Below are 24762 nucleotides of genomic sequence, written 5' to 3'. Positions count from 1 at the left end.
CCCGTACAAGATGGTCATGGCGGCCCCGGCCCCGCGTTCTCTACCCTTTTTCCATGACCCCTCATCTCACCCCCGACCCGGCCAAGGGCGCAGCCGTCAAGGCCGCCGACCGGGCGCACGTGTTCCACTCCTGGTCCGCCCAGGGCCTGATCGACCCCCTGGCCGTCGCCGGTGCGGAGGGCTCGTACTTCTGGGACTACGAGGGCAACCGCTACCTCGACTTCACCAGCGGCCTCGTCTTCACCAACATCGGCTACCAGCACCCGAAGGTCGTCCGGGCGATCCAGGAGCAGGCGGCCACCATGACCACCTTCGCCCCGGCGTTCGCCGTCGAGGCACGGTCCGAGGCCGCCCGCCTCATCGCCTCCCGCACCCCGGGCGACCTCGACAAGATCTTCTTCACCAACGGCGGCGCCGAAGCCATCGAGAACGCCGTGCGGATGGCCCGCCTGCACACGGGCCGCCACAAGGTGCTGGCCGCGTACCGCTCGTACCACGGGGGGACGAACACCGCGATCAACCTGACCGGCGACCCGCGCCGCTGGGCCTCCGACAACGGGACCTCCGGGGCGGTCCACTTCTGGGCGCCGTTCCTCTACCGGTCCGTGTTCTACGCGTCGACCGAGGAGGAGGAGTGCGCCCGCGCCCTCCAGCACCTGCAGGACACGATCGCCTTCGAGGGGCCGGCCTCCATCGCCGCGATCGTCCTCGAAACCGTGCCCGGCACCGCGGGGATCATGACGCCGCCGCCCGGCTACCTCAAGGGCGTGCGGGAGATCTGCGACCGCCACGGAATCGTCTTCGTGCTGGACGAGGTCATGGCCGGCTTCGGGCGCACCGGCAAGTGGTTCGCGGCCGAGCACTACGACGTGGTGCCCGACCTGATGACCTTCGCGAAGGGCGTGAACAGCGGGTACGTGCCGCTGGGCGGCGTCGCGATCTCCGGCGAGATCGCGGAGACCTTCGACCAGCGCGCCTTCCCGGGCGGTCTGACGTACTCCGGGCACCCGCTCGCCTGCGCCGCGGCCGTTGCCACGCTCACGGTGATGGAGGAGGAGCAGGTCGTCGAGAACGCCGCGCACATCGGAGCGACCGTCATCGAGCCGGGCCTGCGGAACCTCGCCGAACGCCACCCGAGCATCGGCGACGTCCGCGGTACGGGCATGTTCTGGGCACTGGAGCTGGTGAAGAACCGCGAGACGCGGGAACCGCTGGTGCCGTACAACGCGACCGGCGCCGCCGCCGCACCGATGGCCGCCTTCGGGGCGGCGTGCAGGAAGAGGGGCCTGTGGCCCTTCATCAACATGAACCGCACGCACGTCGTACCGCCGTGCAACGTCACCGAGGCCGAGGCGAAGGAAGGCCTGGCGGCCCTGGACGAGGCACTGACGGTGGCGGACGAGCACACCGCGTGACCTGCGGCGCCGTCCCGCGCGACGGCATGTGATCTTCCCCCTTGTCCCGCTCCGTCCGCCCCATAGGGTGTCCGGAGCGGACGAAGGGGGAGTCACCATGCCCGCGAGCGGAGCCGGTACCCGCGGGACCGTCAACCGCAGCACCCTGCGCCAGCAGCTCGCCGACGCACTGCGTGACGAAGTGCTGGCGGGACGGCTGCAACCCGGCCGTGAGTTCACGGTCAAGCACATCGCCGAGAGTTACGAGGTCTCCGCGACGCCCGTGCGCGAGGCGCTCTTCGACCTCGCGGCGCAGGGCCTCCTCGCCTCCGACCAGCACAAGGGATTCCGGGTACGGGAGTACAGCGTCGCCGAGTTCAGGGGCATGGTCGAGGCGCGTTCCCTCGTGGTGTCCGGCGTCCACCAGCGGCTCGCCATCGCCGCGAGCGACCTTGCGCCCGACCGGCTCGCGGTGCTGCGGCGCCGGGCCGAGGAGGCGGCGCGGGCGGCCAGGGCGGGGGACCTGGACGTTCTCATCGGCTACGACCTGCGCTTCTGGCAGGAGCTGGCCACCATGATCGGCAACCCGCACATAGCCGAGTTCCTGCACCAACTCCGCGTCCGGTGCTGGGTGTTCTCCGTCCTGCATCTGCGGGCGGAACTCGACCTCCGGGCGGCGGACTGCCTGTGGAGCGGGCACGAGGAAGTCGTCGCGGCGCTCGCGCGGTGCGACGAGGAGGCCGTCTACGAGCTGCTGGCCGCGCACGACAGGACGGCGCTGGGGTGGGCGGACCGGCTCGAAGGGCGGGCGGAACACACCGAACGGACCGGGATCTGAGGCCCGGGCCTGCGACGGGCACCCTTCGCGCGGCGTGCGCATGGCACTACGCTGTTGCGACCGGTCGCCGACCACGGGGCCGGACACCGCGGACCGTGGAGGAGCGCACCCCTTGGCCTGTGACCTGTGGCTGGTCCCCCTTGTCGACGTACTGTGCCAGAGCCCCGACAACCCCTTCGCCGAAGAGATCGCCGCGTACGACAAGGCGCTGACGGAGGCCGGCCTGCCGACGGTCCCGATCTTCCCGTACATGCCGGGGCTGTCCGGCGGCGTCGCGCCCGTCGCGGGCTTCGACTACGACGCGCTGCACTTCCTGCGGCGGGCGTACCTGTTGCAGGTGCGCGGACTCGCGGTCACCCCGGTCGACGAACTCGGGGGTGACTACGAGCAGTTGCTGGAGATGTTCGAGGAGAGCGCGCTGCGGTCGCACCTGGTGTGGCACTACGACCACGCGGGGGCGTACGTGCCGGTGGACTTCCCCGTGCCGCTGGCGAACGACGAGCTCCTCGGCGGGGGCGGGCCGCTGGGGTCCGCGCAGGGGCTGCTGCGGGAGCTGGAGTACGTGGCTCCGTCCATCGGCATCGACCCCGCGAACCCGCCGGCACCGCCGGCCCCTCCGGCCGGGCCGACCGCCCTGGAGGAGCCCGCCCCGGGACCGGTGGACCCGTCCCCGTTCGCCCGCGAACGGCACGTCTGGCTGGGCCTGCACGCCGCGACAACCCGAAGCCTGGGCCAAGGCTCCATGATCGTCTTCAGCTGACCACCCCGGATCGCGCGCACCGCCCCCGCAGCCCCCTTGGCCGGCGGGGCCGCGCGCCCTGCCCCCGGTAGCGCCCTTGGGCGGCGGGACCGCCCGCCCCGTAGCGCCCTTGGGCACCGGGGCCGCCCCCCGGGGGCGGAACGGGCGGGCAAGGGGGCGGCCCCCACCGGAGGTGCACCCCCCCGTCCAACGCCCAGCCCACTCACCCGCACGCACCCACCCCGGCACCCGCCCCGCCGCTCCCGCTACCGCTCCAGCCCCCGGCTTCCCGCTCCCGCCTCCCCGCTCCCCGCCCCACCTACCTCGGCGACTCCGGCGGCCTCTGGCGAGGCATGTTCGGCCGAGTCCCCGGCGGCAGCGGAACCCGCCCGCTCGGATGCCCCGCCGCCCCCTCCGGACGGGCCGCCGAAGCCGCCCCCAACGTCTGCATGACCAGCGGCGCGGGACCGGACCGGAACTCCACCATCCAGTCCGTCGTCTCGACGCGCACCAGCTCCGTCACGTCCTCCGTGAACCGCCGCAGCACCAGCAGGCACCGCTCCGCCGCCTCACTGGCCGTCCCCTCGGTGGGCCCGAGGATCTCCCGTACGCTCTCCGATGCCCAGTCGAACTGGAGCGCGGTGAGCCGCCGCTGCACCGCCTGCGCGGTCGCCGTGTCCCGCATCCACCCGGACGTCAGCCCGAAGTACCGGTCGCAGGCCACGCACGCCGCCGCGGCCAGCAGCGAGAGGTAGCCCCAGCCCGCCCCGCCGGGCAGCGCGCCGATCAGGTCGAGCAGGGGGAGGGCGGCGCCCGCGACGACGGCCACCGCCGCCCCGGCGCGCAGCGCCCGCGCACCCCGCCGCTTCCAGCCCCGGTCCGCCAGGTACCAGCGGGCGGTGCGCAGCGCGCCCTCCTCGACCCACCGGTACAGCTCGTCCAGCCGTTCCGCGGGCTCGCCCCAGTCGCCGAGCGGGAACGGCCGTCCCGCCAGGTCCTCCTCGTCCCAGCCCCAGTCGTCGTTGACAGGGCTCCCGGCACCGGAAACTGCGCCGGCGTCGTGCCGGGCCGACGGCCCCTCGGGCTGCATCTCCGGCTGACTCACCGGGCACTCCTCTGCGTCTGAGAATGCGTACTGACTCGTACGGTTCGTGCGGGTCGTTCGGGACGACTGCTTACAGGACGACTGCCTGCAGGACGTCTGCGGGCAGGACGCCCGCGTGCGCGAGGTCTGCGTGCGGGTCGAAACGCCGCGCGGACGGCGCCCACCGCCGCGTACCGGCCAAACTCCTCCGTACGGGTGCGCTTGGCCCTTCCTACCGCCGAACGGTGGGCCGCGTGGCCGTTGTCCCGGTATTTCCCCCCGTAGGGGGCCGTGATCAGGTGGGAGAGCGCGAACCCTTCACTCGAAAGAGTTGCTGGGTACGGCGTGGGGCATGCCGTCGGGCGACCACGTAGGCTCGGAATGCCCGACCCGTACGACCGACGACTAGGAGACATGCCGTGATCCCCGGTGGTGGCCAGCCCAACATGCAGCAGCTGCTCCAGCAGGCCCAGAAGATGCAGCAGGACCTCGCGAACGCGCAGGAGGAGCTCGCCAGGACCGAGGTCGACGGCACGGCCGGCGGCGGTCTGGTCAAGGCGACCGTCAACGGCTCCGGCGAGCTGCGCGGCCTGGTCATCGACCCCAAGGCCGTCGACCCGGACGACACCGAGACCCTCGCCGACCTCGTCGTGGCCGCCGTCCAGGCCGCGAACGAGAACGCGCAGACCCTCCAGCAGGAGAAGCTCGGCCCGCTGACCCAGGGCCTGGGCGGCATGCCCGGCCTGCCCTTCTGAGGAGCCTGCCCTCCGAAGCCGGCCTGCGCTTTCGGGCCCGGGGCGCCTGCCGGAGGCCCGGGTCGGCGGCCCGCGCGGAGCAGGACCGCGCGCCGGGCCCCGGGCACCGGTCCCAGACACCGGCCCACCAGCTCTTCTGTCCGGGCCCCCGCAGCAACTACCGTACGAACCAAGCAGAACCAGGGAAGGCAATCCGTTGTACGAAGGCGTGGTCCAGGACCTCATCGACGAGTTGGGCAGGCTGCCCGGCGTCGGTCCCAAGAGCGCGCAGCGGATCGCCTTCCACATCCTCCAGGCCGAGCCGACCGACGTACGCCGGCTCGCGCACGCCCTCCTTGAGGTGAAGGACAAGGTCCGCTTCTGCGCCGTGTGCGGGAACGTCGCGCAGGAGGAGCGGTGCAACATCTGCCGCGACCCGCGCCGTGACGACACCGTCATCTGCGTCGTGGAAGAGCCCAAGGACGTCGTCGCGATCGAGCGGACCCGGGAGTTCCGGGGGCGTTACCACGTCCTGGGCGGCGCCATCAGTCCCATCGAGGGCGTCGGGCCGGACGATCTGCGGATCCGCGAACTGCTCGCCCGCCTCGCCGACGGCTCCGTCACCGAGCTCATCCTCGCGACGGACCCGAACCTGGAGGGCGAGGCCACCGCCACGTACCTGGCCCGGATGATCAAACCCATGGGTTTGAAGGTCACCCGGCTGGCCAGTGGTCTACCCGTAGGGGGAGACCTTGAGTACGCCGACGAGGTCACGCTCGGGCGTGCCTTCGAGGGGAGACGATTGCTGGATGTCTGACGTCATTGTGGGTTCGGTCGCAGGGGACCGGGGCCAGGAGCCGGATTCGTTCGCGGTGCAGATCGCGGACCAGATCGAGAGCTTCATCCTGGCCGTCACGGAGGTCGCCAAGGGCGACGAACCGGACAGCGCGGTGCCCTTCCTCCTGCTGGAGGTGTCCCAGCTGCTGCTCGCCGGCGGCCGGCTGGGCGCACACGAGGACATCGTCCCGGACGAGCGGTACGAGCCGGATCTCGGCCCGGAGCCGGACGTCGACGACCTCCGCATCCGCTTCGCGCGCATGCTGGAGCCCATCGACGTGTACTCCGAGGTCTTCGACCCGTACGAGCCGCGCAAGCCTCCTGTCGCCTGCCGCATCTCCGACGACCTCGCGGACGTCGTCACCGACCTGCGGCACGGGCTGGCGCACTACCGGGCCGGGCGCACCTCCGAGGCCCTGTGGTGGTGGCAGTTCTCCTACTTCTCCAACTGGGGCTCCACCGCCTCGGCCACGCTGCGCGCGCTCCAGTCCCTGGTCGCCCACGTCCGCCTCGACCAGCCGCTCCAAGAACTCGACGGCCTGGACACGGACGAGGACCTGGCGGCGGAGGCGGACCTGGAGGAGGAGGCGGGACGCGTGATGCTGGAGGAGATCGCGGGACCGCTGGGACTCAAGACGCCGTAGGGCCGGGTGCCTCGGCTGCAGGCCGGGCGGCACGGAGGAGGGGCACACCGCCCGCTGCGGTGCGCCCCTCTTTCGCGTTCCTCCTCCGCGCCGCCCCCTGCGCCGCCCCTCCTCCGCTCCGAACGGCGCCCCCTCGGAACGGCGCGCCCCCTACGAACGGCACCCCTACGCACGGCTCCCCGGGGCCCGCCCCCCGGAACGTCCGGTCAGCCGCGCTTCACGTCGCCGCCGAGCGCCTCCACGGGGCCGGTCGCCTCGACCCGTACCGCGACCCCGCCCGCGTTCTCGGTGAGCTGTTTGCGGAAGTCCGCCGATTTCGCGCCCTCGGCGCTGGTGCCGACGGTGAGGCCCTTGGTGCCGTCGCGGGACAGGGTGTGGAGGGGGAAGGCGTACTGCTTCGGGTTCCGCCACACGCGGTCGCCCGCCGCGTCGAGCGTCTTCTTCGACCAGCGCCCCCGGTAGAGGTCCAGCCGCTCCACGTCCACCTCGGGATGCGCCTTCGCCACCGCAGCCCGCCAGGCCCGGCCGCGCTCCAGGTCCGTGACGCACAGGGCGACGCGGCCGGCCGGCTGGTCGACGATCAGGTCGCTGTAGACGTCGTAGTACGCGGCGTTCGCCCCGGTGCCGCGCTTGGGCGGGTCGACGGCCGCCGCCAGGGCGCTCGCCTCGGGGGTGTTCATCGGGGTGCCGTCCTGGGTCGGCAGGTCCTGCGCCGTGGCGTCGACTACGGGACAGACCCGGTCGGCGAGGTCCCGCGCCGGTGCGCCGTCCGCGCGGTCGCCGGGTTCGGTTCCGCAGGCGGCGGTGAGCGTGAGCAGGGTGAGGACGGCGCAGGCGGCTGCCGTACGTCTGTTCATGGTTCCTCCAGAGCGGGTGGAGCACGGAGTTCCAGTGGCTGCGGTGGGGCGCGCCGTTGGGACGGACCGTGTGCCGGCCCGGTTCCCGTGTGACCCGGCACACCTTTCGAGTACGACCACCGCGGCGGGGCAGCATCCCCGTCGAGCAGGCGGGGCCGCGCGGGCGGGACCAGGGTGTGAGCGGAACGTCTCACCATGCGATACCCACCCGGCGCGACCGGCCTGCTCGTTAAACTGACCCGAGCGCAGTAATGAACTGCCGTAATGGACTAACGAGGAGCGCACGTGGGCCTTGTCGTGCAGAAGTACGGAGGCTCCTCCGTCGCCGATGCCGAAGGCATCAAGCGTGTCGCCAAGCGGGTCGTGGATGCCAAGAGAGACGGCCATCAGGTCGTCGTCGTGGTGTCCGCGATGGGCGACACCACGGATGAGCTGATCGACCTCGCCGGGCAGGTATCTCCGATCCCTGCCGGGCGCGAATTCGACATGCTGCTGACCGCAGGAGAGCGGATCTCCATGGCTCTGCTGGCCATGGCGATCAAAAACCTGGGCCACGAGGCCCAGTCCTTCACGGGCAGCCAGGCCGGTGTCATCACCGACTCGGTCCACAACAAGGCGCGCATCATCGACGTCACCCCGGGCCGCATCCGGACCTCGATCGACGAGGGCAACATCGCCATCGTCGCCGGGTTCCAGGGCGTCAGCCAGGAGGGGAAGAACATCACGACCCTCGGTCGCGGTGGCTCGGACACGACGGCCGTGGCGCTGGCCGCCGCCCTCGACGCCGAGGTCTGTGAGATCTACACCGACGTGGACGGCGTGTTCACCGCCGACCCGCGCGTGGTGAAGAAGGCGAAGAAGATCGACTGGATCTCCTTCGAGGACATGCTGGAGCTCGCCGCCTCGGGCTCCAAGGTGCTGCTGCACCGGTGCGTGGAGTACGCACGCCGATACAACATCCCGATCCACGTCCGCTCGTCCTTCTCCGGACTGCGCGGCACCTGGGTCAGCAACGAGCCGCAGGGAGACCAGCAGGTGGAGCAGGCCATCATCTCCGGAGTCGCCCACGACGTCTCCGAGGCCAAGGTCACGGTCGTCGGAGTGCCGGACAAGCCGGGCGAGGCCGCGGCGATCTTCCGCGCCATCGCGGACGCCGAGATCAACATCGACATGGTCGTGCAGAACGTGTCCGCCGCCACCACCGGGCTGACGGACATCTCCTTCACCCTCCCCAAGACCGAGGGCCGCAAGGCGACCGAGGCGCTGGAGAAGGCCCGCGCCGCCGTCGGCTTCGAGTCGCTGCGCTACGACGACCAGATCGCGAAGATCTCCCTCGTCGGAGCCGGTATGAAGACCAACCCCGGAGTCACCGCGACCTTCTTCGAGGCGCTCAGTGACGCGGGCGTGAACATCGAGCTGATCTCGACCTCCGAGATCCGCATCTCGGTGGTCACCCGCGCCGACGACGTGACGGGGGCCGTGCGCGCCGTGCACACCGCCTTCGGACTCGACACGGACTCGGACGAGGCCGTGGTTTACGGAGGCACCGGAAGGTGACGCACAAGCCGACGCTCGCGGTCGTCGGGGCGACCGGGGCGGTCGGCCGGGTCATGCTCCAGATCCTGTCGCAGCACGCCGACGTCTGGGGCGAGATCCGACTCCTCTCCTCCCGTCGTACGGCCGGTACCACCCTGGCCGTACGCGGGGAGCAGGTGACGGTGGTGACGCTCTGCGAGGAAGCCCTGGAGGGCGTCGATGTCGCCCTCTTCGACGTACCCGACGAGGTCGCCGCCCAGTGGGCGCCGGTCGCCGTCGCCAAGGGCGCGGTCGTGGTGGACAACTCGGCCGCGTTCCGGATGGCCGAGGGCGTCCCGCTGGTCGTCCCCGAGGTCAACCCGCACGCCGTACGGGCACGGCAGCGGGGCATCGTCGCCTCCCCGAACTGCACCACCCTCTCCATGATCGTCGCGCTGGGCGCGCTGCACGCCGAGTTCGGGCTGACCGAACTGGTCGTCTCCTCCTACCAGGCGGCGAGCGGAGCCGGTCAGGCCGGTGTGGACACCCTGCGCGCCCAGCTCTCGCTGCTCGCGGCCGAGCCGGACGCGGGCACCGCGCCGGGCGGGGTCCGGCGGGCGGTCGGCGACGGCCTGGGCCCGTTCCCGGCGCCACTGGCGCTGAACGTGGTGCCGTGGGTGGGTTCTGTGCGCGACGGCGGCTGGTCGTCCGAGGAACTCAAGATCCGGAACGAGTCCCGCAAGATCCTCGGTCTGCCGGATCTGCGGGTGACCGCGACCTGCGTGCGGGTTCCGGTGATCAGCACCCACTCCGCGTCGGTGCACGCCCGCTTCGAGTCCGAGGTGAGCGTGGAGCGGGCGCACGAGATCCTCGCCACCGCCCCCGGCGTGGTCCTTTTCGACGATCCGGGTTCCGGCGACTTCCCGACCCCCGCCGACGTGGTCGGCACCGACCCCACCTGGGTGGGACGGGTGCGCCGCAGCCTCGACGATCCGCAGGGCCTCGAACTTTTCGTGTGTGGCGACAATCTCCGCAAGGGTTCTGCCCTGAATACGGTGCAGATCGGCGAATTGGTCGCTTCTGAACCAGCGGCGAGCTGACCGGAATTCTTTGTAGGATCTGTGAACACTCTGTGAGTGGATAACAGGTCTGGACCGTGTATGGCGACGAATGAGCGTGTTTTGATTATTCGCCACCGGCATGGTTCCGGAACTGTCCCGGCCCTGCTCCGGTCGTCTGGCGGCCTTGCGGGAACCGGGGACTGAGCGGGGAGCGTCTTTGTGATCGCCCTTGGGCGGGGCCGCGGCAATCCCTTCTTATGGGGAGAAATTGGGGCAATGGGGAGGGGCGATTACGCATGGCGCGAATCGGTGCACCGAATGGACCGGACGGACGGGGTACGCCGAGCACACCGGGTGTGGAGTCAAAAGCGGCGGCCTGCGCGTACAACCCTGGTGGGGGGAAGCGTGTCCAACAGGCGTGGCAGCAGAGGTTCTCGACATCACGGCGGTCCTGCGGCGCGGCGCACAGGTGTGCCCGCGGCGTACGTCCCGCGTGCCCGGCGGCATGCCGGTGATCGCCCCCATGCCGGCGGCGCGGCCCGCGCGCTTCGCGGCACACCCGGTGGCGCAGCCTCCCACCGGGCCGGGTACGGGCGCCCTGCCGGGACCCGTCGCGGGACCTCTTTCGGGACCGGTTCCGGGGACCGTCCCCGTCCTGGGCGTCGGTTCGGAATCCACCGCTCCGCTTCCCCTGCGGCACATTCCTCCGCAGCAGGCCCGGCAGCTCCCGTCGCAGCCGGGACGCCGGCCGGCCGCCCAGCCGGCCCCGCAGCCCGTGCAGGACTCCGCGCCGGACGGTCCCTCGCCCGTGACCGCTGACGAGACGACCCTCGCCGAGGGCACCACGGTCGACCACCTCACCGAGACCTACCGCGCGCACTACCGCTCGCTGCTCGGCCTCGCCGCGCTCCTCCTCGACGACGTCGCGTCCTGCGAGGACGTCGTGCAGGAGGCGTTCATCCGAGTGCACTCCGCACGCGGACGCGTCCGTGACCCCGAGAAGACCCTGGCCTACCTGCGTCAGACCGTCGTCAACCTCTCCCGCTCGGCGCTGCGCCGCCGCATCCTGGGCCTCAAGCTCCTTTCCAAACCCATGCCGGACATGGCGAGCGCCGAGGAGGGTGCGTACGTCAGCCTGGAGCGCGACGCGCTGATCAAGGCGATGCGCGGACTGCAGCGCCGCCAGCGCGAGGTGCTCAGCCTGCGCTACTTCTCCGACATGACGGAGGCGCAGGTCGCCGAGGTGCTCGGAATATCTCTGGGGTCCGTGAAGGCGTACGGTTCACGCGGGATCGCGGCGCTGCGCGTCGCGATGGAGGCCACCGTATGAACGGCGACAGGACCGGCCGCCCCCACGGCGACGGAGGAGACGATCGCCTCGGGCGCGGCGAGCAGTACGGGCCGGACGGGCCGAGAAACGACCGGACTGGGAACGGAAAAGTGAACGACGGGCGCAACGGGCGCGACGAGCGCCACGGGCGAGACATCCCGCCGCACGGCACCAGGGACAGCGACCGCGCGGGCGACCGCACCCCCGGCACCGGCGGCTACACGCCCGGCTCCGGCGACCGCACCCCCGGCCCCGGCGGCCCCGCCTCCGGCCGGGGCGGCTCGGGACGCGGGCCCTCCTTCGGCGCGCGCGGTACGGGCCATGGCCCCTTCGGTGAGGACGATGCCGCCGATGGGGGCTCCTCCGGTCGGGGCGGCCCCGCGCTCAGCCCCGACGAGCTCGCCGTACGCCGGCTTCTGCAGGGTGCGGTGGCGGATCTCGCACCCTCCGACGGAGCCCTCGACCACCTGCGCCGGGCGGTCCCGGTCCGCCGGGCCAGGAAGCGTCAGGCCGTCGTCGGCGCGGCGGCCGCCGCACTGCTGATCGGCACCGCGGTCCCGGCGTTCCTGCACGTGTCCCAGTCCCGCGACTCCGCCACCGCCCGCCCCGCCAACGCGGGCCACGCCCAGGACTCCCCGGACCCCGGCACCGACCCCACGGGCCGGGGCCCCGGCAGCGACGGCCGCGGCAGCGACGGCGGCGCGCTCGGCGGCAGGACCCCGGGCGAGACCACCGGCGCGGACCCCGACGGCAAGGAGAAGGAGTCCGAGGCGGGCAGCCCCGACGCCGGGAAGTCCGGCACCGGCCGCGCCGAGCCGGGCGAGGGCGCGTACGAACAGGACGCGTCGGAGCCCGAGAAGCCCGCCTGCGACGGCACCCAGCTCGCGGTCGTCAAGGCGACCACGGGGGCCCCCGACGCCCAGGGACGGGTCTACGGCACGTTCCGCATCGCCAACAAGTCCGCCTCGGACTGCGCCGTGCCGGGCGAAGGCCGGATGAACTTCCACGCGATGGGCGCGGCCGACGGCAAGCGCATCAAGGTCGTCGACCACACCGCGGACGACCCCGCCGCGGGCCTTCCCGACCCGGCTATGGAAGCGCGCAGCCTGGTGCTGCCGCCGGAGGCCGCGTACGAGGTGCAGTTCGCCTGGGTGCCCCAGGACACGTGCCCCACGACCGGCGCCTCCCCGGATCCCTCGCCCACCAACGGGGCAGGTGACGACCCAGGGCAGACGACCGGCAGCACCCCCGGCGGTGACGAGCCCGGCGGCGGCAAGGTTCCGGAGACGGTGGACGGGACGGACGCCACCGGCACGACCACCCAGCTCGGCACGGCCGACGGCGACCCGGCGGAGGGCAAGGTCGCCGTGACCCACACGGCGGAACCGGGCGCCCCGAGCGCCGAAGCCACCATCCCCAACGCCTGCGCCGGAACGATCTACCGCACGGGCGTCCTCAACACCACCCCCTGACCCCCACGACCCGGCCGATCCACCCGCGGCCCCGGTCGGCCACCCCCTGGGCCTTGCGACCCCTCGCCCCGTATTGTTCCGGGCCGGCTCAACCAGCGCCGGTGGCGCCGCCCCTGTGTCCTCCGGCCCTTCGGCCGGGACGGCTCAGCCCGCGCGTGGGGGCCGCCCCGGGCGGCGGGACCGACCGCCCGTGGCCCGCTCGGTCGGCCCCTCGGACGCCTGGGAAGGCGATGCCCGCCCGGCGCCGCGCTACTTCCCTCGTACCCCGGCCTCGGCCCCGGCCGCCTCGACGGCCCCGCCCGTCCCGGCTGCCTCCGCTGACTCCGTGTCCGCCGCGGCGTCCTCCGACTGAATCCCCAGTTCCAGGTCCCGCAGCGCCTCGACCTCCCGGCGCACGAGGCGGAACCACATGAACAGCACGAAGCCCGCGAAGACGAACCACTCGCCGGTGTACCCGAGGTTCTGGAATGCCTTCAGGTCGAGGCCACTGCCCTGCGGCGCCACCGCCGGCACCGGCTTCAGGCCGCCCGGCGCTCCGGACCCCGTGCCCTCGCCTCCCGCGCTCTGCGTGATCCACGCGTCGTGGACCTCGTACGGCACGAGGTTGACGAGCGTCGCGGAGCTGATCATTCCGACCTGTCCGGCCGGCAGCCCCCCGGCCGTGTTCACGCCGTCCGTCTGTGCGTTCTCGGATGCCTGGAGGGCTCCCGTCACGGTGACCTCGCCGGTGGGCGCGGGCGGCGGGGCGGCGCCGCGCGCGTCTCCGGCGGCCCATCCCCGTACGACCGGCAGCGCCTTCCCGCCGTCACCGCCCGCTCCGGCCGTCTTCAGCATCGCGAGGACGTAGTACCCCTGCCGGTCGTCGAGCGTCCGCCCCGGTACGAGGAACTGCTCGGCGTAACGCCCCCGTACCTCCGCGAGCTTGCCCGACGTCTCCGTCGTCACCGGAAGCAGCCGTTCCAGAGGCTGGGCGGCCTGTTTCGCCGGGTCGGGGGCCGTCTCCGCGCTGCGGTGCGAGTCGACCCGGTCCTCGAAGCGGCCGAGCTGCCAGGACCCCATGTAGATGCAGAAGGGGATGGCGAGCACGACGAACAGGTTGATCCCCCACCAGCGCGGGGTCAGCAGAAACCGGTACACGCTCCCAAGGTACGTTCCCGGACCGCCCCTCCGGCGGGCGGGGCGGCCCGGGAACGCCCTGTCCGCTTCACCCCAGGTGCCGCCGCACGAAATCGATCTCCAGCCGCACCTGCTTGATCCGCTCCTCCACGACGAGCGACCCGTGCCCGGCGTCGTACCGGTACACCTCGTGCACCGCCCCGCGCTCCCGCAGCCGGTCCACGTAGTTGTCGATCTGCCGGATCGGACACCGCGGGTCGTTCACCCCGGCCGAGATGTAGACCGGCGCCTTCACCGCGTCCACGTACGTCAGCGGCGACGAGGCGGCGAACCGCTCGGGCACCTCCTCGGGCGTGCCTCCGAGCAGCGTCCGGTCCATGGCCTTCAGCGCTTCCATCTCGTCCTCGTACGCGCTCACGTAGTCGGCCACCGGAACCGCCGCGAGCCCAAGTGCCCACGCGTCCGGCTGCACCCCCAGTCCGAGGAGCGTCAGGTACCCGCCCCACGACCCCCCGGACAGCACGATCCGCTCCGGGTCGGCGAGCCCGGACGACACGGCCCACTCCCGTACGGCGGCGATGTCCTCCAGCTCGATCAGCCCGACCCGGTGCTTGAGCGCGTCCGTCCAGGCGCGCCCGTACCCGGTCGAGCCCCGGTAGTTGACCCGTACGACGGCGAAGCCGTGATCAACCCAGGCGGCCGGCCCCGCCACGAAGGAGTCGCTGTCGTGCCACGTGGGCCCCCCGTGCACCTCGAAGATCGTCGGCAACGGCCCGCCGTTCCCCGCCGTGTGTCCTTCCGGCCGCTGTACGAGGGCGTGGACGCGCCCCCCGGGCCCGTCCACCCAGACCGTCTCCACCGGCACGGACCGCGGCGCCTTCGCGCCGGGCGGATCCAGCACCACACCACCGCCCGTGGACCGTACGACCGGAGGCTCGGCAGCGGACGACCACATGTACTCCACCGAACCGTCGGGCCGGGCGGTGGCCCCGCTCACCGACCCCGGCGGCGTCTGCACCCGCTCCAGGACGCCGCCCTCGATCTCGTACCGCCACAGCTCCCCCCGGGCCTCGAAGCTGTGCCCGATGATCAGGGCCCTGCCGTCCGGGTACCAGTCCGCGCTCACGTCGCCGGGCAGGTCGATGGCCAGCTCCGTCTCGACGCCCGTCACCGGGTCCCAGATCATCGGCTCCCACCGCCCGCGCCGCTGGTGCCCCACCAGCAACCGGCTGTCCCCGTCCACGGGCGCGAACCCGAGCGCCTCCAGGCCCAGCTCCTCGGTCCCGTCCCGGGTGTCGTCCAGCTCCGCGACGACGCTTCCGTCCGCCACCCGCAGCACCCGCAGCGAGGAGTGCATCGCGTCGCCGTGCTCGGTGTGCTCGACGGCGAGCAGCGACGCGTCGTGACTCAGGCCCCCGACCCCGGCCGACTCCCGGTGCCGGTACAGCTCACGGGGCGCCCCCTCACCCTTGCGCACCACATGAACGGTCGACCCCTCCTCGTCGGTCGACCGCCCCACCGCCACGGTCCCGTCGGCCCCCAGCGCCAGCCCGGCCGGATACGACGCCTCCAGGCCCTCCACGGCCACGACGTCCTCCCCGCCCGCGAACGGCTGCCGCATCCACACCCCGAACTCGTCCCCGTCGCTGTCGTCGAACCACCAGATGCTCTCCCCGTCCGGCGACAGCATCCCGTCGGTCGTCCCGTTGGCCCGGTCCGTCACCTGCCGCTGCGCACCACTGGCCCGGTCCCAGGCGTACAGCTCGTAGGTGCCGGTCGCGTTCGACACGAACAACGACCGCTCCGGAGCCCCCTCGGCCCACTCGGGCAACGAAACCCGCGGCGCCCGGAAGCGCATCTCCCACTCGGGGACGGCCGCACTGCTGCTGTTCTCTCCGCTGCTGCTCATCCCCCCATCAAACCGGACGCCCGCAGCGGCTGGTACGCCACGGGAGTACCTCCGCCTCGGCGCTGCCGGGTCTGCGGGCCCGACTGATGCGCAGCTCCACGACGTCGGCGCCGGCCGCGCTCACTGCCGCGCACCGTCCGACGGCTGCCCTTCGGACGAGGCGGTCGGCAGCGGTCGCGTCCGCTGATCCGGACGAGAGGGTGCGCCGCCTGGAGGCGAGGGTGGCGGAACTCGAGGCGAGTGAGCGCAAGGTTAAGCCAAGACTTCCGCGTCGATGCGCGAGAAGAGCAACTCGCTCTCGCCAACAATCGGCCCGCGCCAACGCACCGGTGGTGTAGGACGGCGGATAGCAGGTGGGTAGCTCTCCGGCCTGTACTCGCTCGGCAAGCGGTACGTGTGGAAGCCGTGCTCTCGCATGGTCGCCAGCAACTCCTCCGGGGAGTCCCCCAGCTTGGCCATTCGTTCAGGAGTGACCTCCACCGCGATCTCCACGTCCTGACGCAGCTTGCCGAGTACCGGGGCCAGTCCTCGGATGACACCGCCCTCGGCGCCTTCGACGTCAATCTTGATGACGCGGGCTCGGGCGAGTTCGTCGGGCTTTAGGAGTTCGGGGAGCGGTACCGCCTCCATGTCGAAGGACGATTCGGCAGGCCCGTCGTACGGGACGATGCTGTTGGCCCCCATGTTGTTCGAGCTGGCGAGCACGAACGTCAGGGTTTTGTGGCTGTCGGCGACGGCGCTGTTGACGGCACGGACGTTTCCGCAGCCGTTGAGCTCGATGTGTTGCAGCACTCTGCGGTGGAACGCAGGAGAGGCCTCGATGGCGACCACCTTGCCGGCACTGCCGACGAGCCGTGAGCCGAGGACGGTGAAATAGCCCACATTGGCGCCGACGTCCACCAGCACGTCACCAGTCTTAAGACGCCCCCGCAGCCACTGGGTCATGTGCGGCTCCCACACTCCGAAGAGGTGGATGTAGCGCTGGATGAGGTCGCGGGTGTCGACCGCGAAGCGGGCGTCGAAGCGGGCTTCCACGGCTCTGCGGCGGGGATGATCCCGCAGATGAGGATTGAGATACCTGGCCGCGATGGGCCCCTTGAGCAACGATCCAGGAACGTTGCGCACATATCCGCGGCTGAGAGTGACCATCAGCTCCGAGAGCGACGGAGTGGCAGCAGGAAGCATGTCCGTGACCGTACGGTCCCGTTCCAGCGGGAGCAAGATCCCCAGAATCCACCTGCTTTCGGCAGAGCAAGGCCCGCACATGGCAGGTGGGCTGCCCGTGGAGAGCACCGTCCAGGTAGCGGCGGATGCCGTCGCTGTGTCAGTGGCATCGTCTGACGCTCCCTGCAGGAGAAGAGCGGGTGGGCCGACAGACGTCGGGGCTGCACGTACGTGACGGCGGCCGGAAGTGCTCGATCAACGAGGTCGTCACCAGGCTCCTTCTTCCGCCCGCCGCCCTCTGTGAAATCGTCTACGAAGGCCCGGTCAGTCGGAGCTGACCGCTCCGACCGCCGGGAAGGTCTTTCCGGTCAGTCCGAGCTGACCGGGTAGCGCCACTGGAAGAAGTCCAGCGCGCGAGCGCGGGCTTCGACAACGGCCATGCGCGCGTCGCGCTCAGCCGGGTCGACGTGCGCGGTCTGGCCGGTCGCCTGCCCCTCCCACTTGCGGTAGTGGAGTCCCACCTCGGCGGAGAACCAGCCGCGGGCAACGGAGTTGAGAGCGAGCAGGAGGCCCGTGTCCTCCGAAGCCGGAAGCGCCATCCAGCCGCCCAGTGCGACCAGCAGGTCACGCCGGACGAAGAGGGTCGCCGGGTGGACCGAGGCGCGGAAGTTGTTGGCCTTCCAGAAGTCGAGCACCTCGCCCCGCTCGATGGGGCCGGGCTCGGGATCGCCGGGGAAGCCGGCCGTCGAGCCGTCGGGAAGCAGGTCGAGCACGCGTGACGTCGCCCAGCCGATGCTCGGGTCCGCTTCGAGTGCCGCGAGGTCGCGGGCCAGGCCGCCGGGCGGCAGCTGGTCGTCGGCGTCCAGCACCTTGACGTAGTCGCCGTCCGCGTGGGCGAGTGCGATCGTGCGCGCCACTCCGGGCCCACCCCGCCGCCCCTGCCGGAAGCTCACCCGCTCGTCCTGAGGGACGTGGGGAGCGACCTTGTCGCCCTGGCCGTCCTCCTGAATGAGCCAGTGCCACTCCCAGCCCTCGGGCAGCTCCTGCTCACAGAGCGACTTGTACGCGTCCGACAGGAAGTGCGCCGAAGGCGCGTGTACGGCCGTGACGATGATGATGCGCCGGGTCACGGCTCACCACCTTTCCAGGGGAGTCGTGAACAGCATTTCCGTGCGGTCGCCGGGGAGGGTGATGACGGACATCTCCACCACCCGGCCGCTCGTGTCGTACGCCGTCTTGCGCAGGATCAGGACGGCCGTGCCGTGCGGCAGTCCCAGCTCTTCGGCCTCTTCCGGGGTCGGCGGGCGCGCGGTGACGTGCTCCTCGATCCGGTCCAGTTCGATTCCGACGGTGTGGAGCTGGTTCTGGGTGCCGCCGGGCCACGGTTCCCCGGTCTCGTCCAGGAGGTCGGGATTCGCGGCGACCATCTCGCGGACGAGGTAAGAGGTGACCAGGTTGCAGGGCGCGTCCTCTGCCGCGTACCGCGTCCGGCAGGTCCGCTCGACGAGTGGCGTTCCCTCGTCGACGCCGAACGCCCTCGCGATCTCCTCGGATGCCTCGACCTCGCGGTACGAGGAGTGGAAGACCAGGTCGTTGACCGTGAGCTCGGTGTCGTGCTCCGTAGCTCCGGTCTTCGCCTGAGCTCCGGTCTTCGCCTGGTTCTCTTCCGGGTCGCGTGCGCGGTCCTTCTCCCACTGGTGGCGAGTGTTCGTCCGCGACACCTTCGTGCGGGGCCGGCGGACGAAGGTGCCTCGGCCGTGCTCCTTCTCGACGAGTCCTTCGTCGCGCAGGAGACGCAGCGCGTCACGGATCGTCGGCACGCTCTTCCGGTACTTCTCGGCGAGCTTCGCCTCCGACAGGAGCCGGTCTCCTGGCTTGAGCTGACCTGCACGGATGGCCTCGCGGAGTTCGTCCGCGATCCGCTCGTATGCCACTGCCACGAAGTGCTCACCGACCTGCCGTTCGACGCTGCTCAGCATACGACTCATAAAGAGAGGTCTTGATGGGTGAGGCGAGATTGTCATCGTCGGCGCGCTCATAAAGACGAGTTGAATACAAGACCACCCCCTCGGGCTTTCCTCCGGACTGACCACAAAGGCAGCGCTCGTTGGGAGGCGGCCTTGGCCGCACGCCGCAGCCTCTCTCCGCACTCGGCGGTGGCCGTGCTTGAGGAACTGCTCAGAACCGGCGCCTAGCCTGCCGTCCGTAGAGAAGTCAGAGGCCGCTGCCGTCGCCAACTGGACATCCAACACGAAATGAGCCCGGCTCAGCGTCGAGCGAACCGGGCTCTTCTGCTTTGAGTCGGACCCTGCGGAAGCATGAAAACGCCCGGCCGTTGACGACGGGGGATGCATCAACGACCGGGCTGTGACGAACCGTAACAAGCCTGCCGACGCGGGGATAGGTCACTCTCGGTTCAAGCAGGGGGTTGTGATCGGGATCACGGGAGGTGCTCTGCGGGTGACGAGGGAGGAGCGCTATTCGTCGCAGGGGGGAGCGTAGGACATACGGGGTAGGTATTCCAGCCACTTCTCCCGCGTCAGGACGCTTCGCGTGGTCGAGCAAATGCGGTGAATCGCCTCGGAGGTTTCCAGGTTCCAGAGCCGGACCGTATCGGTGCCGCTCGAAACTCCGAGCATGCGGCCTTGCGGACTGAACGACAGGAAGCTGCCGGTCTTGGCGTTGGGGCTCATCGACTGACCGATGGGGGAGGCGCTGGACGGATGGGTGACATCCCAGAGACGGACCGTGTTGTCGTTGCCGCCGCTGGCCAGGGTGTGACCGTCCTGGCTGAAAGTGAGAGACACGATGGCGTCGGTGTGGCCGGTGAGGGAGGACTCCGGCCGGTTGGCCTTGAGGGGGTCGGTGACGTTCCAGAGCTGGACCGTACCGTCGTCACTCCCGCTGGCGAGGGTGCGGCTGTCCGAGCTGTAGGCGAGCGTGTTGACCGGGCCCAGGTGCCCCACCAGGGGTTTGCTCAGCTGACGTGCGCGGCGGGGATCGGTCGCGTCCCAGAGCCGGATGGTGCCGTCGGCGCTGCCGCTGGCGAGAGCTCGTCCATCTGTGCTGAAGGCGAGCGCATTGACGTAGCCCGTGTGACCGGTGAGCGGTGCGGAGCGCGGAACGAGGCGGGTCGGGTCGCTGACGTTCCACAACTGGATGGTGTGGTCGGTCTGGGCGGTCGCCAGCGTGCGTCCGTCCGGGCTGAAAGCCAGAGCGTGGGGTCCCGCGAAGCGTGTCCCCAGGGCGACGGGGGGTCCGTAGGGGATGGGCCGAGCCGGGTCGGTGACATTCCACAGCTGCACGGCACGGCGTCCCGTCAGCACCGCGAGCGTGTGGCCGTCGGGGGAGAACTCCAGCGCACGCGCCTCCCCTTCTCCAAGCTTGAAGGGTTGGCTCAGCCGCACAGGCCGGTTGGGGCGCTCCACGTTCCAGAGCCGAACCTGCTCGTCGCGCGCGGCAGTGGCGAGCACCTTCCCGTCTGGCCGGAAAGCGCCGATCCGGCCGATCATGTCCGCCGTCGGTATCGACCACAGGCGGACCTTGTTGTCTCCGCTGCCGGTGGCGAGGGTCCGTCCGTCGGGGCGGAAGCCGAGAGCGTACATCTCCCCGCTGCTGCCGGTCAGGGACTCGCCGACCTGAGAAGGATGCGCACGATCGCTGACGTTCCACAGACTCGCGGTACTGTCCGCGCTCGCCGCCGCGAGCATGGACCCGTTGGGGCTGTAGGCCACCGACCATACGGGGCCGGTGTGAAGGGTCAGCGGTGAGCCGAGGGCTTCCCCGCGACGCGGGTCGGTCACGTTCCAGAACCGGATGGTGTCGTCCGAGCCACCACTGGCGAGAGTACGGCCGTCGGGGTTGAAGGCCACGGAATGCACTGTGCCGGTATGGCCGGTCAGTACTCTGTCCAGTGGCTTCGGGCGACGAGGGTCGGCCACGTCCCACAGCCTGATCGTGCCGTCGTCACCGCCGGCCGCCAGCGTCCGCCCGTTATGGCTGAAGGCCACGGAGCGCACCGCGGCGGTGTGTCCGGGAAACGCACCGAGCGCTTCCGGACGGCCCGGGTTCTCCACGTTCCACAGGCGAACGTCGTGGTCGTCATTGGCTGTGGCCAGAGTGCGCCCGTCCGGACTGAAAGCGACCAGATAGATCGAGCCCCCGTCGCTGGCTATCGGGTCACCCAGTAGCTGCGGACGGTGGGGATCCCGAACGTTCCACAGCCTGATCACGCCGTCCTCAGATGCGCTGGCGAGGGTGTTGCCGTCCGGGCTGAAGACCGCGCTGCTCACCCAGCTTTTATGGCCGGTCAGGGGTTCGCCCAGGCTCTTGGGGCGCGACGGGTCTGCTACATCCCACAGGCGAACGGTTCGGTCGTAGCTCGCAGTGGCCAGGAGCCTCCCGTTCGGGCTGAAAGAGGTGAGGTAGACGGCGCCCGTGTGGCCAAGAAGAGGAGTGGCAAGAGGAGCGTTCACGATGGAGCGCAACCGATTCTTCGTCGCCTCGTCGTTCGGTCGCAAGCGGTGTGCCACCAGGCCGAGTTGAGCGGACAGCGATGGGTCGGTGTGCTGGGCTCGGTCAGCCTCGGCGATGACCTGCTCGAAGACCGCGTCGTCGCGCTGCTGCCATGCCACCACTGCCGAGGAGACAGCCACGATCGCCAACGCGACCAGAGCCGCCACCGCACCGCGGGCGATCCAGCGCGAGCGTCGGTTCAGCTTGGCCGAAGCGGCCAGGAAATCCACCGCGCCCCGGGTCAGGAAGGTGTCGCCGGTAGATCTTGCCCAGTCCCGGGCTTGTTCCAGCCGAGAACCCCGGTAGAGAAGCGCCGCATCGCGGGCGGACTCCTCCCATGCCTTGCCGTCCTCCTCAAGGCGCTGGCGCAGCAGGTGGTCGTCTCTGTCCTCGTCGATCCAGCCACGAAGGCGGGGCCAGGCGTGGAGCAACGCCTCATGCGTGATCTCCACGGTTTCCGCGTCGAGCGTCACCAGGCGTGCGTGGACCAGCGCTTCGAGGGACTCCTCCGTCTTGCCGGGGTCCGTCGACTCCTCCGCCAGTTGGCGTCGGGTCCCCCGCCTGCGGGTGGTCTGGACGTCTTCGCCCAGCCGGACAAGCCTGAGGAGGAGCAGTCTCGCGGCCGTGCGCGCCGCCGGGTCGAGGTCGGACCAGGCGCGTTCAGCGGTCGCCGCCACCGCCCCCTGGATGCCCCCCGCCGCGCGGTAGCCGGCCAGCGTCAGCCGTCCCGCCTTCCGTCGCTGCCAGGTCGCCATCAAGGCATGGGAGAGGAGCGGCAGCACTCCCACGTCGTGTGCTCCGTTGGAACCGTCCGTGCCGACTTCCCGGACGATCAGCTCCGTGAGGCCCGTTTCGAGTTCCAGTCCCACAGCCTTGGCCGGGCCGGTCATGGCATCGCGCAATTCGGATGGGGAGAGAGGCCCGAGCACCATGTGCCGGTGTTGCAGTGCGTCGGCCAGTTCGGGGTGCCGCAGGCACTGCTCGTAGAAATCGGCCCGCAGGCCGAGGACTACGAGCGCCGGAGCAGGGTCGTCAGGGGCAGTGGGCGAGCACGCGGCATGAAGGACCTGGACGAAGGTGCGCCTGGCCGCTTCGTCGGAGCAGAGCGTGAACGCTTCCTCGAACTGGTCCACGATGATCACCGGACGGGCGGCGGAGGACGTCGCCTGCCGTGCCCATGCGGCGAGAGCCTTCCGTACTGCGTGCCCGAATTCCGGAGTACCGGGCTCCGGCGCCGCGGGTTCCTCCGCGGCAGAGACGACGTCCGCGAGTTCAGGTATGCGACGGGTCAACTCTGCGAGCGGATCTGCTCCAGGTACGAGTTGCAGTACGAAATCTGCTCGGCCGCTGTCCGTGCTCAGCGAGCCGCTCTGCACTACGGGCACCAGGCCGGCGTTCAGAAGCGAGGACTTCCCCGATCCCGAGGCACCCACGAGCATGACTAAGCCGCCCGCCTTCTCCGCCGCGCGAAGCTGGGCGACGAGGGCATCAGTACTCCGCTCGCGGCCGAAGAACCACCGGGCGTCTTGCTGCCGATACGAAGCCAGTCCCCGGTACGGGCACACACCCGGGTCGGCCCGGGCCCCGGCCTGAAAGGGACCCTCGTCCTCCGTGGATGTCGTAGCGGCGCGGCTGGTGACCGGGTCGGTCACCGCGCGGTCCCAGAGGAGCTGCCACTGCGCCATGTCGTACAGACCCGCGGACACCGGCGTCGGACGTTCTCGCCGTGCTTCGGGGATCAGGATGTGCAGCACCGCTGCGAGAGCGGCGAACTGGGCAGGGACGTTCTTGGCCCGTCGCCAGTCGCTGAGCCGCTGGGCAGATACCCGTACGGGCCGGCCTCGCTCATCGACCCGCTGGAGGCGGACGACCGACTCGGCCACACGCTGGAGGGGAGGGTTACCGGCTTCCTTGTACAGCAGCGCGAGACGCTCCGCGAAGGCTGTGCGCGCCCTTGAGTCGGGACTCAAGGCCTCCACCCCTTACTTCTGTCGCATGCGGATATCCGGACCGGAAAACTCGCTTTATACCCCTGACCTGGGATTATGACGTCCGGACGACGGTGGGGACTCCTCGGGTTGAGTTGCAACTGGCAGGATCGCCTTCCGGTACTGATCCGACCACGCAGCGTCAGAGTAGGTCACTACTGCCGCGCCCAGGGGGCGGTGCCCCTGTGAGGCTGCCCTCCCTCTGTGTGTCGACTGCGGATCCGATGCACCTCGACCCGCGCTGACGCCGATGCGGCGCGTATCGACACCGTCGCGTTGTTCGCCACCGGTCCCCACAGGGGAGGGACCGGTGCCGAACAGCGCGACGCGTGCGTGTGGGCCCGCAAGCGGCTTCCCGGTGCGTGCAGCGGCCGCGTGTCCCTCGCTACTCGGACCCGGTCTGTACCTCGGTGGAGCTTCGGCCCGACCGCTGTGGCCAGGGGACTCCGCAGTCCCCTCACCGGGATCCACGTAGCGTCGCTGGGTGGGGATTTCCATGATCCACACCTTTGCTCACTCCCCAGCACTCCCACAACGCAGATCAGGCCCGGTCTTCCGAGAAGGAAGACCGGGCCTGATCTGCTGTTTTGACTGTCGGGGTGGCGGGATTTGAACCCACGACCTCTTCGTCCCGAACGAAGCGCGCTGCCAAGCTGCGCTACACCCCGATGTCCACCACGTTGCCGCGGCGACATCGATTACTTTAGCCCACCCGCGCGTGTAGGCGAAATCCGGTTTTCGCGGGGTTGCAGGTAAGGACGTACCCGGTCCAGGGCGACCAGGGACAGGGCCAGGGCGTAGAAGAGCAGGCCCAGGACCAGGGCGTTGGTGGCGACGCCGGCGTAGCCGTGGGCGGCGGCGTCCAGGAAGGGGTAGGGGTAGCGGGCCGGGGTGCCGGGCGTGAGGGCGGCGCCGCGGAGCAGGGCGAAGGCGAAGTACGCGGCCGGGTAGGCGAGCCACTGGGCGGCGTACCGGTAGGCGAGGCCGCCGGGGGCAGTGAGGAGGAGCCAGTCCAGGACCGCGCCGATGGGGGTGACGGTGTGGAGGAGCTGGTTGGAGACGGTGTGCCAGCCGGTGTCCCGGTGGGCGGGGTCGTCGGTCATGGAGAAGCCGGAGGCGTCGTTGGCGAGGATCAGGTGGTACACGAGGCCGGTGATCACGATGAAGAGGAGCGCACCGCCGGTCAGGCGGGGGGAGAGGGGCGGGCCGCCGGTCCAGGCGCGGACGGCGGACCAGCCGAGGGTCAGGGCGAGCAGTGCGTTCGACTGGATCGTGAAGTAGATCGGCACGCGCGACGGGTCACCGATGAACAGGTCGATCACGATGCCCGTGACCGCCGCCGCGCACAGGAGCGCCCGGAAGGCGGCGGCGTACGGGCGGCGGCGGGGCGGTACGACTGCTGAGGCGGGCACGCCCGTGGAGCCCGCGGGGGACGGAGCGATCATGAACTCCACGGTAGGGGAGACGGGACCAACGGGCGCGGGGAGAAAGTCCCCTCTTGTCCTCCCTGGGCTGGGCCGCATACCCCGCAGCGCAGCGAAGACCGCGGCCGCAGCCAGGACCGC

19 protein-coding genes and 1 tRNA gene are annotated in these 24762 nt (G+C 70.8%); 10 read left to right on the top strand and 10 right to left on the bottom strand.

The features are described 5' to 3' along the window. The first annotated feature begins 53 nt into the window (after window positions 1-53). The 3 genes from HNQ79_RS22745 to HNQ79_RS22735 all read left to right on the top strand — a co-directional run bounded on the left by HNQ79_RS22745 (window position 54) and on the right by HNQ79_RS22735 (window position 2992). Window positions 54-1415 (top strand): aspartate aminotransferase family protein, encoded by a 1362-nt coding sequence (locus tag HNQ79_RS22745; RefSeq protein WP_185033979.1) that lies wholly within the window; start codon window positions 54-56, stop codon window positions 1413-1415. A gap of 97 nt (window positions 1416-1512) precedes the next feature. Further along, window positions 1513-2232, top strand: a complete 720-nt coding sequence (locus tag HNQ79_RS22740) for a GntR family transcriptional regulator (RefSeq protein ID WP_185033977.1) — start codon at window positions 1513-1515, stop codon at window positions 2230-2232. A gap of 112 nt (window positions 2233-2344) precedes the next feature. Continuing rightward, window positions 2345-2992, top strand: a complete 648-nt coding sequence (locus HNQ79_RS22735; RefSeq protein WP_185033975.1) for a putative DNA-mimic protein — start codon at window positions 2345-2347, stop codon at window positions 2990-2992. Window positions 2993-3290: 298 nt separating this feature from the next. Here the strand turns inward: HNQ79_RS22735 and HNQ79_RS22730 are convergent, their stop codons facing one another. After that, window positions 3291-4076, bottom strand: a complete 786-nt coding sequence (locus HNQ79_RS22730) for an SLATT domain-containing protein (protein WP_229923278.1) — start codon at window positions 4074-4076, stop codon at window positions 3291-3293. A 398-nt stretch (window positions 4077-4474) separates the two neighbouring features. Here HNQ79_RS22730 and HNQ79_RS22725 point away from each other — a divergent pair, with 398 nt between their 5' ends. The 3 genes from HNQ79_RS22725 to HNQ79_RS22715 all read left to right on the top strand — a co-directional run bounded on the left by HNQ79_RS22725 (window position 4475) and on the right by HNQ79_RS22715 (window position 6270). After that, entirely contained in the window at window positions 4475-4810 is a 336-nt protein-coding gene (locus HNQ79_RS22725) for a YbaB/EbfC family nucleoid-associated protein (RefSeq protein ID WP_185033973.1), read from the top strand. Window positions 4811-5006: 196 nt separating this feature from the next. Further along, the gene (gene recR / locus HNQ79_RS22720; RefSeq protein WP_185033972.1) at window positions 5007-5606 is read left to right on the top strand and encodes a recombination mediator RecR; all 600 of its coding nucleotides are present in this window, start codon (window positions 5007-5009) and stop codon (window positions 5604-5606) included. Beyond that, a complete protein-coding gene (locus tag HNQ79_RS22715; protein WP_185033970.1) occupies window positions 5599-6270 on the top strand; it encodes a DUF5063 domain-containing protein in 672 nt (223 codons plus the stop codon). Before recR ends, HNQ79_RS22715 begins: the two co-directional genes overlap by 8 nt. A 206-nt stretch (window positions 6271-6476) precedes the next feature. On the opposite strand, the gene HNQ79_RS22710 is transcribed toward HNQ79_RS22715, so the two are convergent. Next, complete coding sequence (locus tag HNQ79_RS22710; protein ID WP_185033968.1) at window positions 6477-7127, bottom strand: hypothetical protein; 651 nt, start codon at window positions 7125-7127, stop codon at window positions 6477-6479. 285 nt (window positions 7128-7412) lie between these two features. Here HNQ79_RS22710 and HNQ79_RS22705 point away from each other — a divergent pair, with 285 nt between their 5' ends. The 4 genes from HNQ79_RS22705 (at window position 7413) to HNQ79_RS22690 (ending at window position 12505) form a co-directional block, all read left to right on the top strand. Further along, window positions 7413-8684, top strand: coding sequence for an aspartate kinase (locus tag HNQ79_RS22705; RefSeq protein WP_185033967.1), 1272 nt, complete (start codon window positions 7413-7415; stop codon window positions 8682-8684). Next, the gene (locus HNQ79_RS22700) at window positions 8681-9742 is read left to right on the top strand and encodes an aspartate-semialdehyde dehydrogenase (protein WP_185033965.1); all 1062 of its coding nucleotides are present in this window, start codon (window positions 8681-8683) and stop codon (window positions 9740-9742) included. The genes HNQ79_RS22705 and HNQ79_RS22700 overlap by 4 nt, the downstream gene beginning before the upstream one ends. A 736-nt stretch (window positions 9743-10478) precedes the next feature. Beyond that, complete coding sequence (locus HNQ79_RS22695) at window positions 10479-11033, top strand: SigE family RNA polymerase sigma factor (protein ID WP_229923303.1); 555 nt, start codon at window positions 10479-10481, stop codon at window positions 11031-11033. A gap of 110 nt (window positions 11034-11143) precedes the next feature. Continuing rightward, window positions 11144-12505, top strand: coding sequence for a hypothetical protein (locus tag HNQ79_RS22690; RefSeq protein ID WP_185033963.1), 1362 nt, complete (start codon window positions 11144-11146; stop codon window positions 12503-12505). A 249-nt stretch (window positions 12506-12754) separates the two neighbouring features. Here HNQ79_RS22690 and HNQ79_RS22685 read toward each other — a convergent pair whose 3' ends face one another. The 8 genes from HNQ79_RS22685 to HNQ79_RS22650 form a co-directional block, all read right to left on the bottom strand. Beyond that, complete coding sequence (locus HNQ79_RS22685; RefSeq protein WP_185033962.1) at window positions 12755-13642, bottom strand: SURF1 family protein; 888 nt, start codon at window positions 13640-13642, stop codon at window positions 12755-12757. Window positions 13643-13709: 67 nt separating this feature from the next. Further along, window positions 13710-15530: a S9 family peptidase gene (locus HNQ79_RS22680; protein ID WP_185033960.1), complete on the bottom strand. Its 1821-nt coding sequence runs from the start codon at window positions 15528-15530 to the stop codon at window positions 13710-13712. A 252-nt stretch (window positions 15531-15782) separates the two neighbouring features. After that, on the bottom strand, window positions 15783-16679 hold the full coding sequence (locus HNQ79_RS22675; protein WP_185034173.1) for an FkbM family methyltransferase: 897 nt from the start codon (window positions 16677-16679) through the stop codon (window positions 15783-15785). A gap of 383 nt (window positions 16680-17062) precedes the next feature. Next, window positions 17063-17824, bottom strand: coding sequence for a glycosyltransferase family 2 protein (locus HNQ79_RS22670; RefSeq protein WP_185033958.1), 762 nt, complete (start codon window positions 17822-17824; stop codon window positions 17063-17065). A 3-nt stretch (window positions 17825-17827) separates the two neighbouring features. Continuing rightward, a complete protein-coding gene (locus HNQ79_RS22665) occupies window positions 17828-18634 on the bottom strand; it encodes a GntR family transcriptional regulator (RefSeq protein WP_185034171.1) in 807 nt (268 codons plus the stop codon). Between the two features lie 537 nt (window positions 18635-19171). After that, complete coding sequence (locus HNQ79_RS22660; RefSeq protein ID WP_185033956.1) at window positions 19172-23188, bottom strand: WD40 repeat domain-containing protein; 4017 nt, start codon at window positions 23186-23188, stop codon at window positions 19172-19174. A gap of 603 nt (window positions 23189-23791) precedes the next feature. Further along, window positions 23792-23865 (bottom strand) — tRNA-Pro (locus HNQ79_RS22655). Window positions 23866-23895: 30 nt separating this feature from the next. Further along, window positions 23896-24642 (bottom strand): Pr6Pr family membrane protein, encoded by a 747-nt coding sequence (locus tag HNQ79_RS22650; RefSeq protein ID WP_185033954.1) that lies wholly within the window; start codon window positions 24640-24642, stop codon window positions 23896-23898. Window positions 24643-24762: the final 120 nt, after the last annotated feature.

The organism is Streptomyces candidus, assembly GCF_014207445.1.
In the GTDB taxonomy this organism is placed as follows: Bacteria; Actinomycetota; Actinomycetes; order Streptomycetales; family Streptomycetaceae; genus Streptomyces; species Streptomyces candidus.
The sequence above is the reverse complement of the archived record's forward strand: the minus strand, read 5'-3'. Positions and strand labels throughout refer to the sequence as shown.